This is a genomic window from Ruegeria sp. YKSD179, assembly GCF_059612885.1.
In genome coordinates this window covers 36,978-53,907 of the sequence record NZ_JBXWRL010000022.1, presented here as the reverse complement: position 1 = coordinate 53,907, position 16,930 = coordinate 36,978, and the positions used below count along the sequence as shown (strand labels likewise).

General features: G+C 51.2%; 10 protein-coding genes. 9 read left to right on the top strand and 1 reads right to left on the bottom strand.

What is annotated here, in order from left to right; genetic code table 11:
* Positions 1-55: 55 nt before the first annotated feature.
* Positions 56-1,591, bottom strand: coding sequence for a glycosyltransferase family 39 protein (locus AC2FNE_RS12670; protein WP_496805500.1), 1,536 nt, complete (start codon positions 1,589-1,591; stop codon positions 56-58).
* A gap of 219 nt (positions 1,592-1,810) precedes the next feature.
* Between AC2FNE_RS12670 and cobS the strand changes: the two genes are divergently transcribed.
* The 9 genes from cobS to AC2FNE_RS12625 all read left to right on the top strand — a co-directional run bounded on the left by cobS (position 1,811) and on the right by AC2FNE_RS12625 (position 16,930).
* The gene (cobS, locus tag AC2FNE_RS12665) at positions 1,811-2,797 is read left to right on the top strand and encodes a cobaltochelatase subunit CobS (protein ID WP_170476700.1); all 987 of its coding nucleotides are present in this window, start codon (positions 1,811-1,813) and stop codon (positions 2,795-2,797) included.
* Between the two features lie 12 nt (positions 2,798-2,809).
* Positions 2,810-3,511 carry an aspartate/glutamate racemase family protein gene (locus AC2FNE_RS12660; protein ID WP_170608624.1) on the top strand — a complete coding sequence of 234 codons (702 nt, stop codon included), beginning with the start codon at positions 2,810-2,812 and terminating at the stop codon, positions 3,509-3,511.
* Positions 3,508-5,385, top strand: coding sequence for a cobaltochelatase subunit CobT (gene cobT, locus AC2FNE_RS12655; RefSeq protein ID WP_170476696.1), 1,878 nt, complete (start codon positions 3,508-3,510; stop codon positions 5,383-5,385). The genes AC2FNE_RS12660 and cobT overlap by 4 nt, the downstream gene beginning before the upstream one ends.
* A gap of 243 nt (positions 5,386-5,628) precedes the next feature.
* Positions 5,629-7,419, top strand: coding sequence for an aminopeptidase P family protein (locus AC2FNE_RS12650; protein ID WP_496805499.1), 1,791 nt, complete (start codon positions 5,629-5,631; stop codon positions 7,417-7,419).
* A gap of 62 nt (positions 7,420-7,481) precedes the next feature.
* Positions 7,482-7,826 carry a DUF427 domain-containing protein gene (locus AC2FNE_RS12645; protein WP_170476693.1) on the top strand — a complete coding sequence of 115 codons (345 nt, stop codon included), beginning with the start codon at positions 7,482-7,484 and terminating at the stop codon, positions 7,824-7,826.
* Between the two features lie 245 nt (positions 7,827-8,071).
* Positions 8,072-9,058: a glycosyltransferase family 2 protein gene (locus tag AC2FNE_RS12640; protein ID WP_170608626.1), complete on the top strand. Its 987-nt coding sequence runs from the start codon at positions 8,072-8,074 to the stop codon at positions 9,056-9,058.
* Between the two features lie 196 nt (positions 9,059-9,254).
* Complete coding sequence (locus AC2FNE_RS12635; protein WP_496805498.1) at positions 9,255-10,580, top strand: nucleotide disphospho-sugar-binding domain-containing protein; 1,326 nt, start codon at positions 9,255-9,257, stop codon at positions 10,578-10,580.
* 617 nt (positions 10,581-11,197) lie between these two features.
* Positions 11,198-12,445, top strand: a complete 1,248-nt coding sequence (locus tag AC2FNE_RS12630) for a HupE/UreJ family protein (RefSeq protein WP_496805497.1) — start codon at positions 11,198-11,200, stop codon at positions 12,443-12,445.
* Between the two features lie 378 nt (positions 12,446-12,823).
* On the top strand, positions 12,824-16,930 hold the full coding sequence (locus tag AC2FNE_RS12625) for an amino acid adenylation domain-containing protein (protein WP_496805496.1): 4,107 nt from the start codon (positions 12,824-12,826) through the stop codon (positions 16,928-16,930).

Sequence of the window (16,930 nt, the reverse complement as noted above, 5' to 3'; positions counted from 1 at the left end):
CCGTTCACGACTAAACTGCGGTATCTCTTGGCTGTTCAGCCATCAGAGTAATTTTTTAATTGGAAAATCCAAAACCGTTCTGATCACCGGATGATATTGCAGAAACACCCATAGACTTTCTTCGCTGCATCAGAATGCTGCGGGTCCCACGATGTTCTATTGCCTCTATCTCATCAAAATTATCGCTCAAGTATTGCAGAAACACTGGGTTAGGCTTTCTGTGCGCGCTTATGTACCAAAACCGTTCAACATCCATTTCACTGAGCAATTGCTCGACGTTTTGAACGTCTCCAGCAGATCCGAATGGCCCAACCAACTTTTCTGCCAAATCACATTCATCGTCGTAGTATTCCAGATAGCGTGCCTCCAACGCATAAAAAAGCACTGGCTCTCTCTTGTATCTTTCACAAACAAATTCAATGGCTTCTCTAAATTGCGTCTTTTTTGTCTTGCTGTAATACCCACCTTTGAATCCGACGCTGTAGAATACTGAAAGCAGAACCAAAACAGATAGGACAGTGGTGACTGATCGTTTGGGAAGCGACCAAATGGAAGCTGCAACCATTAAATAGATTGGTGGAACGACTATTATCAGATTTCGCTTATGCCAGACTGGCGTTATCAAATGAGAAATCACCAACGCCATAAGAAATGGTAAAACAAACCAAAGCACTAGGAGTAAGTTCCGGTACTTCGCTACAAATTCAGAAACTTCTGGACCTTCTGGTGTTTTCTGCGTCCACAACAATACTGGAAAAGACAGAATTGCCAGTACAGGTATCACAGAGAAAGCATTTGTCCGATCAAAGGCAAATTTCATAAAATCTTGCAATGCCGCCCAGGAATTCGGCGCGGCAAGATGCGACATTTCCTTGCCGCTATGCGATAGCATTACTGGAACCCAGGGAGCGAAAGATATCAAAACCACCAGCGATAAAGCAAAAGCAGAAAGTTGTAACTCTCTGTGTCTCCATCCGATAAAAAAGGCTCCTAAAACCTGTATACCAAAAAGTAAAACGCCAAAGTAATGCAGGTAGACCATTGCAACGGACCACACGGCGAGACATACAACATCGTATGGCCGTACTTTTTGACCGCAGTAGCGTGTTTCAAAAAATACTTTCACCCAGTAATAGCTTGTCGCAATCGCGCCTAGCATCAAAAGGCTGTAGGCCCGGCCTTCTTGTGAGTAGTATATCGGGGTCCATGAAACTGCGAGCAATAATGCCGAAAGCCCGGGGACCTGTGGTGTGTAAAGGCGCCGACCCAACAATAGCAAAAACGCTACGGCCCACACACCAGCAATTGCAGCTGGCAACCGTAACGCGATCTCGGTGTCGCCAGCAAGTTTGATCCAAAAATAAAGAAAAACTTGATAACCCGGAGGGTGGACGTCTCTTTTTGTCAACTCAATAACTTGGCCCAAGGAGTCAACTTTACTGAACGCCCAGCTGGCAAGCTCATCATTCCACAAGCTTTCACTTCCCAAATGAAAAAGCCTCAGCGAGGTCGCAACAATAATCAATGCGCACCAAAAAAGAGCGTTGGAGTCGAAAGAAATCCTTTGTAAGGCCGCTTTTGTTAAACGCATAGAGTACACAGAAAATTCCCGTTTAAGTTGCATGGCGGCAAAGAGAGCAATTTTAACAGGTGTTCAAGAGCAATCGACCCAAACGACGTAACTCGTGGATCAGGTCAGCTTACAGTCACTATGTCGAATGCGCCGCTTTCCCTTGCCCTTCCCCGCAATATGTTGCACCACACACAGGTTCAAACTCCCTGAACGGGCCAAAGGATAAGGACTAGGCGCATGGCTGACGGATCGATCGACATCAACGCAAAACCGACCGAAGATATCTCGGTCCGTGAGGTGTTTGGTATTGACAGCGATATGACTGTCAAAGGATTCGCAGAAGCAAGCGACCGCGTGCCCGTCATTGACCATACCTATAAATTCGATCCTGAAACCACATTGGCGATTCTGGCTGGCTTTGCGCACAATCGCAGGGTGATGATCCAAGGTTACCATGGCACTGGTAAGTCGACCCACATTGAACAAGTGGCCGCGCGTTTGAACTGGCCTGCAGTTCGTGTGAACCTGGACAGTCATATCAGCCGTATCGACCTAATCGGTAAAGACGCGATCAAGCTACGCGATGGCAAACAGGTCACTGAATTCCATGAAGGTATTCTGCCTTGGGCCTTACGCAATCCAGTGGCGATTGTCTTTGATGAATACGATGCAGGGCGCGCCGATGTAATGTTCGTGATCCAGCGCGTGTTGGAGCATGATGGGAAGCTTACCCTTCTTGATCAGAATGAAATCATTACGCCGAACCCGAACTTCCGCCTGTTCGCCACAGCAAACACGGTGGGCTTGGGCGACACCACCGGCCTGTATCACGGCACACAGCAAATCAACCAAGCTCAGATGGACCGTTGGTCGTTGGTCTCGACCTTGAACTATCTCAGTCACGACGCCGAGACGATGATCGTGCTTTCCAAAGCACCAAACTATAATACCGAAAAGGGCCGAAAAACTGTTAGCCAGATGGTCACAGTCGCTGATTTGACGCGAACTGCATTCATGAACGGCGACCTGTCGACGGTTATGAGCCCCCGTACGGTCATTAATTGGGCGCAAAACGCCGAAATCTTTCGCAACGTGGGCTACGCCTTCCGTCTGTCCTTTCTGAACAAATGTGACGAACTGGAACGCCAAACCGTGGCAGAGTTCTATCAGCGATGCTTTGATGAAGAGCTGCCGGAAAGCGCGGCCAGCGCGAGCTTGGGGTAACAGGAGGCCGCCGTGCATATTGGCTTAATCGGCGGAATTGGAGTTGCAGCGACAGTAGTGTACTATCAACGGCTGAGTACTGCGGTGGCTTTGCGAGGTCGATCACTGGATTTGACCATTGTGCATGCGGACGTTCAAGAATTGATCCGAAACAATTTGGCTGATGAGAAAGTCAATCAGGCCAAAGTCTATTCGGAGCTTATAAACCGACTCAAGGCTGCAGGAGCTGACTGCGTTGCAATTACCTCGCTGGGAGGACATTTTTGCTATGATGAAACCGTCAAACGCTCATCGTTGCCGATGATCTCAGCCGTGAAACCTTTGGACGGTTACTTTGCCTCAAAGGGTTATGACACTGTGGGGCTTTTAGGTACTCGTGTCGTGATGCAGACCAAACTTTATGGCCAGCTCCAACAAACGCGTGCTGTGACTTTTGACGACGAGATTGAGACTTTGGGACAGATCTATCAGGATATGGCTGTTGAGGGTCGCTGCTCAGATCAGAATCGCGAGCTGTTTTTGGACGCTGGTCGTCGAATGGTGGATGATCTCGGAGCTGATGCGATTGTATTAGCAGGAACAGATTTGAATCTCGCATTTGATGGTCAAAAACCCGGATATAAGGTGATTGATGCGCTTGATGTACATGTCGATGTACTAACGCGTTTGGCGACCGACGAAACAACGATGAAAGAAGCAGGGGCCGATATATGAGCAAACCGAACGACAACCCTGCCGATCCTTTCAAGAGAGCGTTGGCCGAAGCCACCAAGGTCATGGCCGATGATCCCGAGCTTTCAGTCACATATACGGTTGACCCGTCTGGCATGTCGGGCGAGTCGATGCGCCTGCCCCAGGTTAGCCGCCGAATGACGCGCGAAGAGGTGTTGTTGGCCCGAGGAACCGCCGACGCCCTTGCATTGCAGCGTAAGTACCACGACGACGCGACCCATGCTCGCTATGCGCCTCCGGGTGACATGGCCCGTGATTTGTACGAGGCAATGGAAGTTGCCAGGTGCGAGGCTATGGGCGCCCGCGATATGCCCGGTACGGCGTCGAATATCGACGTCAAAATCGGCAACGAAGCGATCCGTCGAGGTTATGACCAATGCAAGCAGCCAGCCGACGCACCACTGTCGGTTGCTGCGGGGTATCTGATCAGGCATCTCGCAACAGGGCGCGATTTGCCTCCTGCGGCAGAAAACATAATGAACCTGTGGCGCGGCTTTATCGAAGAACAAGCCGGCGGCACTTTGGACAACTTGCAGGACATTCTCTCGGATCAGACCGAATTCGCGAAGTTCGCACGGCAGATGATCAAAGATCTGGGTTATGGCGACCAATTGGGCGAAGACCCCGATGAATTGGATGACGAGCAGGAAGACCAGGCTGAAGATGATGCTGAAGAGCAACCTGATCCAGACAGCACCGGTCAAGATGATCAGGACGAACAAGACGCCGACGCAAATCCAGAACAGACGCAGGAAGAGCAGCAAGATCAGTCTCAGGCTCAGGTCTCGATGGATGAGATGGCCGAGGATGAAATGGGAGAGGAAGCCGAGATGCCCGACGGTGAAGCACCGTTGGAACCGCCTGCTCCACCACCGGCTTCCGAAGCTGATCCGGACTACAAGGTTTATCTGAATACCTATGACGAAGAAATCGCTGCTGAAGATTTGGCAGAACCTGCCGAGCTAGAGCGGTTAAGGGCTTATCTTGACCAACAGCTTGAGCCGCTTAAGGGAGCCGTCAGCCGGTTGGCGAACAAGTTGCAACGCCGCTTGCAGGCTCAGCAGAACCGCAGCTGGGAATTCGACCGCGAAGAAGGTATTCTGGACGCTGGCCGCCTAGCCCGTGTTGTTGCAAACCCGACCACGCCGCTAAGCTTCAAGGTCGAGAAAGATACCGAATTCCGCGATACAGTCGTAACGTTGCTTTTGGACAATTCGGGTTCGATGCGTGGCCGTCCGATCTCGATCGCTGCAATTTGCGCCGACGTTCTGGCGCGGACACTGGAACGGTGCAACGTAAAAGTTGAGATTTTGGGATTTACCACACGCGCCTGGAAAGGTGGACAGGCGCGGGAAGCTTGGTTGAATGACGGCCGCCCGCAACAGCCCGGACGTTTGAACGACCTCCGCCACATTATCTACAAAGGTGCTGATGCACCTTGGAGGCGGGCACGACCCAACCTTGGCCTGATGATGAAGGAAGGCCTGCTAAAGGAAAACATCGACGGTGAGGCACTGGAATGGGCGCATCGGCGAATGCTGGCACGTCGTGAAGCACGGAAAATTCTGATGGTGATCTCTGATGGTGCCCCAGTTGATGACTCTACCCTCAGTGTCAACCCGGCAAATTATCTGGAGAAGCACCTGCGGGACGTGATCGCCATGGTGGAAAAACGCCAAATGGTGGAATTGCTGGCCATCGGCATCGGCCATGACGTGACGCGATATTATGACCGCGCCGTCACGATCACCGATGTCGAACAACTTGCAGGGGCCATGACCGAACAGCTGGCTGCACTTTTCGACAGCGACCCGCGTGCTCGAGCACGTGTCATGGGGATGAAACGGGCGAGTTGAATCTTTCTTGCCTGTGACTTATTTTCCTTAGTTTTGCTGCCTTTTTAACTGGTTGCGCGACTACATGCGAACGATCTGTTGGCACAAGAAAGAAAGATGACCGCGAGCTTACCTAACATGGGTCAGGCGCTTATATTTGGCAGTCAAATACGCCCAAATTTTGATGCATGTCAGTATCTCAATCTGGACTTTTTGCCGAGTACCCCTCAGTTTCCAACACATTAGATTTAAAGGAGACCCCCAATGTTTCAGTCATTTGCGGCGACCGCGCGACCTGACCAAGGCCCCCCACGGCTGGCTGCATTGCGGGACGAGATTTCGAATGAGGGGCTTGACGGTTTTCTGGTCCCACGCGCAGATGCCCATCAAGGCGAATACGTTGCGCCAAGGGACGAGCGTCTTGCGTGGTTAACAGGGTTCACCGGATCTGCTGGATTTTGTGCTGTTTTATCCAAGGTCGCCGGGGTTTTTGTCGACGGGCGTTATCGAACACAGGTCAAAGCGCAGGTAGCGGGCGATTTCACACCTGTGCCTTGGCCCGAGGTCAGCCTGAGTGCTTGGCTGAAACAACATTTACCTGATGGTGGTAAAGTAGGATTCGACCCGTGGCTGCACTCGGTCGGCCAAATCTCGGGCGCACAGAAAGAGCTGGATGGCACAGGCATTGAACTGGTTCGCTGCAGCAATTTGGTGGATCGCATCTGGAAGGGTCAGCCGGCGCCACCGATGCAGCCAGTTAAGTCTCATCCCATCGAGTTTGCTGGCGAAACCTCGGAAAGCAAAATTTCCCGGCTGGCATCAAGCCTTCAAAAAGCAGGGAATGTCGCGGCCATTATAACTCTGCCGGACTCGATTATGTGGCTGTTGAACATCCGTGGCGCAGACATTGCCTACAACCCTGTTGCGCATGGATTTGCTATTCTACGCGCAGACGGACATGTCGATCTGTTTATGGCACCAAAAAAACTCAATAATCTCGACGGAGCATTGGCTCCCCGCATTCATCTTCACGAGCCGGACACTTTCCTTGATGCAGTTGGTTCACTGACGGGTAACGTGCAAGTTGATCCGGGAACAGTGCCTCAGATCGTTGGAGATATTCTGGGAGATCGGATGGTGGACGGCGGCGACCCATGCGTTCTTCCAAAGGCGCGAAAGAACGAAGCCGAGATCGAAGGAACGGCAGAAGCACACTTACGCGATGCTGCGGCAGTGGTCGAGTTGCTGTGCTGGCTGGACGCGCAACCGCCCGGCAGCATAACAGAGACACAGGTGGTCACCCGGTTGGAGGGAAGTCGCCGCCACGACAATGCTCTGCAAGACATCTCGTTCGACACGATTGCTGGCACGGGTCCGAACGGAGCTATCATGCACTACCGGGTAACTGAGGATACAGACAGTCGCCTCGAAGATGGTCACCTGTTAGTGCTCGACAGCGGTGGTCAATATCTCGACGGCACTACGGATATTACCCGCACAATCGCAATCGGCGACGTCGGTCACGAGGAGAAAACCTGTTTTACTCGCGTTCTGAAGGGCATGGTCGCAATGTCAATGTTACGCTGGCCCGTTGGGTTGGCAGGGCGGGATATCGAATGTATCGCACGGATGCCTCTTTGGCTCGCTGGTCAGGACTTTAACCACGGCGTAGGTCATGGCGTTGGAACTTACCTGAGTGTGCATGAGGGCCCGCAACGCCTGTCCCGGATCAGCCACGTGCCATTGGAACCGGGAATGATCCTATCAAATGAACCGGGGTATTACCGCGAATGCGCATTTGGCATTCGTCTTGAAAACTTGGTTGTTGTGGAAAAGGCTCCTACCCTGCCCGGAGGCGACGTTGAGCGTGCGATGCTGAACTGGCGCACCTTGACATACGTGCCAATCGACCGTCGTTTGATCGTTGCCGATATGTTGTCGGGCGATGAACGCGCGTGGCTCAATAATTATCACAGTGACGTAGCAAAAAAAATTCGCCCAAGGCTGGGAGGTGACGCACAACTGTGGTTGGATGCCGCAACCGCAACTATTTGACACAGAAGTGACACATATACTGGGCAGGGAGAACCCCAGAAGAAACGAGGGAAGGAGCAGATATGGCCAAGCACATTACAATCCGCAAGGCACCGGGAAAGTGGAGCGTGCGTTCCGGTGGAGCAATACTGGGCGAAACGACCGATGCGCTAGAGCTGGTAGAGGGCGACAAGGAACCAGTGATTTATTTCCCTCGCGCTGACATAGCGATGGCATTCCTTGACCGAACAGACAAAGTGACCCACTGCCCAAGTAAGGGCGACGCAACGCATTTTTCAATTGTCAACAAATCCTCTGTGACCGAGAACGCGGTCTGGAGTTATGAGGACCCAATTGCAGCTGTTTCCAGCATAAAGGAATACCTTGCTTTCTATCCAATGGACTCGGTCAAAGTTGAACAGCTTTAACCTCGCTTAGACTGCCCCAAACGCGTCGTAATAAGCCCTCTAACCTGTGTTGGGTATTGCGAGGAAAATATCGTCCAGACACTGCAAATGAACAGGTCCAATCGATTGTGCAGTGAGTGCTGGCGTGCTACCAAAGGGCCAATCTGCGTAAGGCAAATTTCGTTGGCCTAATCATTGATTGTACGTCCCAACGAGTGTCTCTGCCGCGGCCACATAATGGGATTTAGTACTCGCCAGGGATCTTAATGAAGATTGGGCTGTTTTCATGCGCCAAGGACGAAGGTCCCTTCCTGCTGGAATGGGTTGCCTATCACAAACTCGTCGGATTTACAGACATTGTCATATACAGCAATGACTCGACCGATGGCACAACTGAACTGTTGGACGCCCTGGACGCAAGCGGAGCTCTATCCCACGTTCTTCAAAATCTGGCAGATGACCAGGTACCCCAAAACCAAGCCGCAGAGCTAGGCTTTGACCACGAGGCTTTTGAACATGCTGATTGGCTCATGTGGTTGGATTCTGACGAATTTCTATTCTGTGTAAACGCAGAAAACAGCGTGGTTGAACTGATCAAGAAAATCGAACCTATTGCTGCTGGCATGGCGGTGAATTGGCTGAATTTCGGCGACAGTGGCTTCGCGCAATGGTCTGAAGGTCTGGTCACGCAAAAGTTCTTGCATCGTAGCGAAACGAACAGCAGTCGCACCTTCCGTTTTAAAACGCTGTTCAAGAAAACGGATAAGACCCGCGGGTTTGGACTCCATCGCCCATTTTTTAAGTGGGGCTATCAAGAGTCGGATGGGAAATTCATAAATGCCGCCGGACAAGGCATGCATGATCTATTCTATCGCGCGGGCGGCGGCAGACGACACAGATTAGGGGATTCCCCACCGGATTTGGTATCTCATGACTGGGCATCGATTTTTCATTATGCGGTAAAAACAAAGGATAGTTTTGGACTTAAGAAACAGCGCGGCCAAGGTACGAAAGCAATCGGCGCCGAAAATCGCTCATCCAGATTTCGCGACAAGTATTGGGACATATTCAACCGCAACGAAGTTTATGATCCGCGAATGCTGGAATACCGGGGAAAGTTGAAGGCTAAGATAAGCGACCTGTTAGCTGATGAGACAGTATACAAAGCTCATGAAAATTGCATCGAGCATTACCGCAAAAAACTGGCTCAATTGAAATCTGAAAAAGCGACGTCTGAAAACCGAACCGCTTGAGCTTGCACCAACCTTAGAATTGCATTGATAGTAGTGGGACGCCTCGAGTACGGAGTTTTCAGCAAAGTCGTCAAACCGATGCAGCGTCGGTTTGGATCTGTCGATCTTTTTGCAACTCATGAATATCCTTGACCGATGCAAGAAACGCGATAGGTGCGAAGACAATGAAAGCAAAAAGAAAATGGACTGAATAGTGATGGCAAGACGGGTGGCCATCATCGCAAGTGGTATCTACAGCCCGCTCAGCAGTGTCGTCGAACTTGCCAGACGAGCGCGGGCTGAGGGTTATTACATAAAGGTGTTCGCCCCAAAATCTGCGGCTGAGCTATTGTCGCTGAACGGATTTAGTCATCACAAAATCCGCAGGCCAAAAATCCATACTCTCACACCCTTGCTATCACCACTTAACACGGCTGAAGCGAACAGTAATGCATTCCAAGATAGATTGAATGCAGCAGTTACCGAGCTTGGCGTCGATGGTCTGAAAATTGCGCTTAGGCAGTTTAACCCTGATGCGATCTTTGTCGATTGCGAGATGCACGCGCATATTATTGTAGCCCTGTCGATGGGGTTGCCCGTTGTTCAATACAGCAACATGTTCTTGTCACCGCCCGGGCTACGCGCACCACCCTTGCATAAAAGGTCTTATCCCGGATCGGGATTGAGGGGCAGCAGATTGGCCGTAATGTTGACATGGGCCCTATACCTTTTAAGCAAAAGAATACGGTTTTACCGAAATAAGCGATCTGATCTAGGCGCGGACCACCCAACAGCCCTAACCGAACTTGCCCGCAGGCAAGGTGTACCAATCAAGACGATTCGGCGCATCAACTGCTGGCAAATGCCTTGGACCTACAAAATTCCGACCGTGTTGTTGCTGCCCCAAGCTTTGGACCTGCCGACACGATCATACGCAGAAATGGAATATTTAGGCCCGATGATCCTGACAAGCCGTCCAGAAGGCGTAAGCGCACATTCCGCAGTTGAACGTTTCTGCAACCCAAAAGGGCAAAGGAAGCGAATTTTCGTTGGCTTCGGCTCAATGATGAAGCCAGACAGCCATTTGGTACGGCATTTGATGGAAATCGCCCGCCGCCGAACGGAATGGATTTTCCTCGGCGCGGCAGGCAAAAAATGGGGAGACATACCTCTAGAGGACAAACCCGACAATATCGACTTTGTGCCTTGGGTGCCGCAAACCCAAATTCTAAGACACGCTGACCTTGCTATAATGCATGGCGGGACCGGCGGTCTGGTCGAAGCGGTTGATGCGGCCACGCCGATGCTAATTTTCCCGCATGTCAATGATCAGAAAGGCGGCGCCGCCAGAGTGATCTTTCACGGTATTGGACGGGCAGGCCGAACCACGGATCCTGCCAATCTGATTGAGAAGAACATCGACGAGCTGCTTCGAAGTGACCGCGTCCTAAAAAACTGCAGGGCGATGCAGGCAGCCTGCCGCGTCGAAAAAGACGGACAAGTTCTTGAACGTTACTTGCGGCGATTGACCGAAAAACAATGACGCACACAAACAGACAAGCCCTGAAAATCTGCTGACCAACGCTTCATATAGATAAATTATGATCCGTTAAAGACAGCCCGGCGTAAATAGGTTAGGAATGACTTATTGAACAATGCCAGTGAACACATCGAGTATATTCACGTGCAGCGCTTCGCCGAACGGTTGCAAAGATTTTGCGACCTTCTTTCGCTTTGAGTGCTCAACCGACCCGAGCTCTGCCCGGCGACTGGAAGCACTTCGAGGATTGTCTTTATTTTTCCCCCCTCAGGATGACGACGGATCGTTGGATTCTACCGGACCCGTTTCGGTGTCTGATGTCTGCCAAGATAAGACCACAGCACATGTAACTGACCACTGCTATGCTTATGGTAAGACATCACAGTTTTCCTTTGTGCCTTTGGTAAGCAGTGCCGACGAGCAACCCCAAGGGCCAAGTACGGATGCTATGTGCACTTTTGGCGGGTGCCCGTACTCATACCAAGTTGCGGCGATCAACGGCCCCAAGTGTCCAGAAGATTATCCGTTCTGTTCGGTCACTTCGGACTTTCAACGAACGAGAATCGTCAAATTGGAAATCGGGCAATGGCCCCGCCCTTTAAAAATGGAATTCAAAGCTCATGAAATACGACTTTCCTGAACGCACCGAGAGCCGGTCGCCTATCAGTTTTCACAGCACATTTCTTGCGCTGGTAAATTGGTCTTGGATGTGGCTGTTGGTCGTATTTGCTTCGATGGCGCACGCTCACAGCTTTAACGAAAGCTATGTCTATTTTGACGTGACCGAAGACACACTTGCGGGACGTATCGAGGTAACGCTGACAGATTTGACCCGGATACAGCAAAACTCCAAAGATATCGAAACGTCTCTATCAGAAGACGAAGTGCGCGCCGCAGCAGACGAATTCTATGCGTATTTTCAGGAGCGGATGCAGCTATCGCATGAAGGACAGCCCTACCAAATTGAGTTTGACGACCTGACATTCTTTGGCACGAAGGTCGATAAATTTGCTCAGTTCCACTTCAATGTTCTGGGTATCGAACAAACCCCAACGACCATCGACATGTCATACGACGGTTTGTTTTCGGACGTTGACCCTACACATCGAGGATACGCGCTGATCGGCAGTAACACCCGCAACGATATGGATGAAAACGAGCGCTTTATTTCATTGATTTTTGCTCCAGGCGACGGTGTCAAAAGCCTGTATCTTAATGACGAGCCAACCAAGGATATTGCACGCACGTTCTTTGAACATGGTGTCTGGCACATCTGGTTGGGGTTCGACCACGTGCTGTTTTTGCTCACGCTTTTGCTCGGCGCGGTCATGCGCATCGAAAACTCTCACTGGGTTCCTTCGGAAAGTGTCCGAGAGAGCCTGAAAGAAACTGTCAAAATCGTGACGGTGTTCACCGTCGCTCACACTATCACTTTGTGTCTGGCGACCTTCGAAGTGATCACCCTGCCCATCACGCTGGTTGAAGCCATAATTGCAATTTCTATTGCAGTTGTCGCCTTGGGTAATCTGATCCCACGCTTCCACGCCAGTTCATGGAAAGTGGTATTCCTGTTCGGTATTTTCCATGGGTTTGGATTTGCCAATGTGCTGGAACCTCTCGGCCTCGATCCAGCCCGCAAGGCTTTGGGCCTGGCCACGTTCAACATCGGCGTCGAGGTTGGACAGTTGGCAATTGTGTTGGTGGTGTTTCCGACATTCTTTGCCCTGCGTCGGCTCACTGCTTACCGCGTCATCGGGCTTCAATTCGGGTCCGTCGCGTTGATTGCGATTGCTCTTTTCTGGTTTATCGAGCGCACCGTTGGAGGGTTTCCGGGACTTGGCATAGCGACGGCAGGATTGGTCAACTGATGCAGTGTACGAGTATCCTGAATCCTTCGCGTTCGACCGGGATTAAAGTTGGCGTAGTCGATACATTGTTCTTGGATCGGCCTGGCGTTTCGAGCGAATTGGATCCAGACCATGTATCGGAGCGTAACGATCAGCCGATCAAACCTCTTACGAAGTTTTTCCATGTCGCCCGAATGGGTAGAGATTGCCTCCCATCAACTTCGGGATCGATCACCCCAATCGGTTCCTCTAAGTTTATTTCACCGCCGTTGGTTATCGAACATATATACAGAATGGAAAGACCGTTTGAGGCAGGGACACCCGAAAATTTTGGATTAGAAAAAATAGCTGCACGTGCCGGCGCCCACCGCGCAATCCCAAGCTAGGTGGATCGTACTAATGCACCGTCTTACCGAGAGCCAAAAACGTTTCTGGAGAGGGCACCAATTGCACCCAGACGTGCCGCTGTACAACGTGGCATGGCGTTTTGATCTGCGGTTCGAAGTAAAGCCAAATGTATTCTATCAGGCGTTTTTAGAGACGCTGCAACAAAATGAAATATTAAGAACCGTTTTTCGGGATGACGGTGACGGCCCATTTCAAATTGCTAGCGAAGCCACAATGGATTTGCTGGAGATTGGGGATCTAAGCAGTGAAGCCGACCCAAACAAAGTTCTAGAGCAAACCTTACCAGCATGGGTTCAGAAAGCATTTGATCTGGGTCGGGCCACGCTAAGAAGTAAACTGGTAAAACTGAGCGACAATCATTGGGTCTGGACCGTGTGTCAGCATCACATTGCCTGTGACGCCCAATCTGGGTCAGTGTTGTTCGAGCAGGTTTCTCAACGATATAAAGCTCTGACAGCAACTGGTTTCAGCGAAGTAGAACCGGCACCAAGCTATTTCGAAAGTGCCGTATACAGAGACGCTCAGACAAAAAGTCCGCCTGCATCGACGCCAAACCCATCCTCGCCGCCATATGGCAGCCCAGCACAACGCACCTCTTTTTCGACCCGTATTCGCGTTCCGTTCACAGACATAAACGCAGAGATGTTAGAGGCCGCTATAGGCCAGCCCGAATTTCGACTTTTCACGCCGGACTTGTCACGCATGGCCCTGTATTTGACGGCCTATTTCGCGTATCTGCACAGAGTTACTGGCGATGAGGTAATCACTATTGGCCTGCCGTCCCACAACCGCGCATCTGACGCAGATCGCGGAAGCCTGGGTTTGTTTGTAGAGGTTCTGCCATTTCGGATCGAAATAGAGCCTTCAGACAGTTTGCTGACATTGCACGGTAAAATCAAAACTGAACTGGGCGAATTTCTGCGGCAGGTTCGTTCATGTGCCGCCTCCGACCGGCAGGATGGTGGCATCAGTGCTGTCTGCAATTTTATCCAGTCTCGGTTTGGAATGTTTGCCGGTCATCCGGCTTCCATACAATGGCTGCACAGCGGCGCGCATGACGCCGCTCATGCCATTCGGTTCCACATTACCGATTTCGAGGGGACAGGCCGAGCCGATCTGTTTTTCGACGTACACAACGAAATTCTGCACGAAGTTCCAGCAGAACGTTTAGTTTCGCATTTCGCAAAGATGCTGACGGCGTCACTATCCTCTGCCAATTCGAAAATTCCCGAAGTTGATCTAGGCGGCCCACGGGATGATCGCGCAATCCTTTACGGTCCGGCCGAAGCCCCAAGTCCCGTCCGAACGATACTTGATGCCATTGAAGAGCAAGTGAAAAACACGCCGGAAGCCGTGGCAATCATCGACGGTTCTTTCTCGATGACATATGCGCAGGTGCACAAGCACAGCAATCAAATTGCTGCGCACATCACGCATCTTGGTGTTGATACAGGATCCCGGATCGCAATTCACTTGCCACGTTCCCCAGAATTTGTGTTGGCAGCATTGGGCATCCTCAAGGCTGGTTGCTGCTTCATTCCAATTGCGGCAAATACGCCCAGCGCCCGTGTCGAACGAATTTTGACCGAGTCCAAATCTGCCGCTGTTGTAACCGCTTCGGATCTGCCGCCAGTTCAAACCTGCCAAAGCATCACAATTGACTCCATTACGGAAACCAGTGAGGCAGCATTACCGACGGTTACCAGGTATGACATTGCGTACGTTCTGTTCACTTCAGGTTCGACAGGAACGCCAAAGGGTGTCGCGGTCGATCATGGCAATTTTCATCGATATATCCGTTGGGCCGGTTCCACGTTCAGCAAAGATCGTCCCGCCCATTATCCATTTTTCTCGTCAGTATCTTTCGACCTGACACTTACATCGTTATTTGTGCCTCTATCTACTGGCGGTTCGATAACAGTTTATCCAGAACGCGGGGAGCCAGATTTGGCAGTCCTGGATGTCTTTAACGATGATAAAGTGGATATTGTTAAACTGACGCCATCTCACCTTGCTTTGGTATGCGCACAAAACCGCCCCGTGCGCAGAATCAAGACACTTGTTTTGGGAGGCGAAAATCTGACCAGTCGGCTATGCCGATCGGCTCTGGACGTTTTGTCGACTGATTTGAGTATATTTAATGAGTATGGCCCGACCGAGGCAGTTGTCGGAGCCATGCAACATCTGTTTGACCGTGAAATCGACATTGAGCCATCGGTGCAGATCGGCTGTCCAGCCTCTGGTGTTTCAATCAGTGTGCGTGACAGTGCACTTAACATCTGCCCGTTTAGTGTGACCGGCGAAATTGTAATTGGGGGCCGGTTGGCCCAAGGCTACCTCAATGCATCTTCTGGCATGGATCATAAATTCCCGGATCAATCCGAAGATGAGCAGGGGCGCATATACAGAACTGGTGATCTCGGGCGCATCAGGCGCGACGGTTCGGTTGAATATCTCGGTCGGTCAGACGAACAAATTAAGCTTGGCGGGGTTCGCCTTGAAGTCGCCGAGTTCGAACACGTTCTGCAGAAACTGCCGGGGGTGGACTCGGTCCACGTCGCATTTGAGGCAACAAAACAACCCTTGCAAACCCGCAATTGCCGTCGGTGCGGGCTACCCGACAACCTGCCAGAACTTGAATTCCCAGAACCTGATCTCTGCGCAATTTGCGAAGAGTACGACACGTACAAAGACCGCGCTCAGGCATATTTCAAAGATGAGTCCGAGCTAGGTAAGCTGATTTCACGCGCCAGCCAAGCGCGCACGGGAGATTATGACGCCATTATGCTTCTTAGCGGTGGCAAGGACAGTACTTATGCAGCCTGTCGCCTGGCAGAATATACTTCTCGCGTACTCGCCGTGACGCTCGACAATGGCTACATCTCCGAAGGCGCAAAGGCGAATATTCAAAGAATAACACAGGACCTTGGCTGGCTGCACCGCTATCTGCGCACCGACAAGATGAACCAAATCTTTGTTGATAGCCTCAAAACTCACTCCAATGTCTGTCAGGGGTGTTTCAAGGCTCTTTATACGTTAGCATTTCGAACCGCGCTTTCAGAAGGCGCACCGATGATTGTAACCGGCCTGTCGCGGGGGCAATTCTTTGAGACCAGGCTAACACCTGACCTGTTTCGCTCAAGCGCTCCGACATGCGCCCAACTGGATGCAATGGTAACGCAGGCGCGAAAGACTTATCATGCCGAAGATGACGCTCTATCCCGACTACTTGAGACTCAAGACTTACAAGATGGTCAATTCTTGGACCAGATCCAGGTGCTAGACATTTACCGGTACATTGATGTGCCCGTATCTGATATTTACAATTTTCTAAAAATGCGGACTGCATGGGTGCGACCGGACGATACTGGCCGATCGACCAACTGCTTGATCAATGACGTCGGAATTCACCTCCACAAGGCCCGGGAAGGGTTTCACAATTATGCGCTGCCGTATTCGTGGGATGTTCGCATGGGGCATAAGACGCGTGCGCAAGCTCTGGATGAGTTAAACGACGAAATTGACGAACAAAAGGTGTCTCAAATCCTGGACGAGATCGGTTTTGACGAGCCACTGGATCGTCCACCAACCCTTACCGTTTATGTGGCCGGGCGGAACCTGAGGGAAAGCGATGTATGGGAAATGCTTGCCGCCCATTTTCAGCGCGAAATGTTACCGGATAGCGTGGTTATACTGGATGAAATGCCGCTGACGACAAATGGCAAAGTCGACAATGCCCGTCTGCCAAAAGGCAGCAGGCGGACGGCGGAAGACACGGTGATCGTCGCCCCTTCGTCAGCAATGGAACACCACCTGACAAAAATATTGTCACTCATTCTAAAGAAAACCCAAATCGGAATAACACAGGACTTCTTTGATCTTGGGGTCGACAGCCTGACGGCAATTCAAATCGCAATAAGGGCAAATGAGGATGGGCTGCCGCTGCCGCCATCTTCGGTATTTGAACACCGAACCGTAAAAGCTCTTGCCGCTTATGCAGAGGGTTTGGCAACCGCCGAACCGGACCAAGACGACTCTGCCTCTCTGATTGATTTGGACCACGAAGACTTGGCCGCAATAACGCAGGCGCTACGCTGA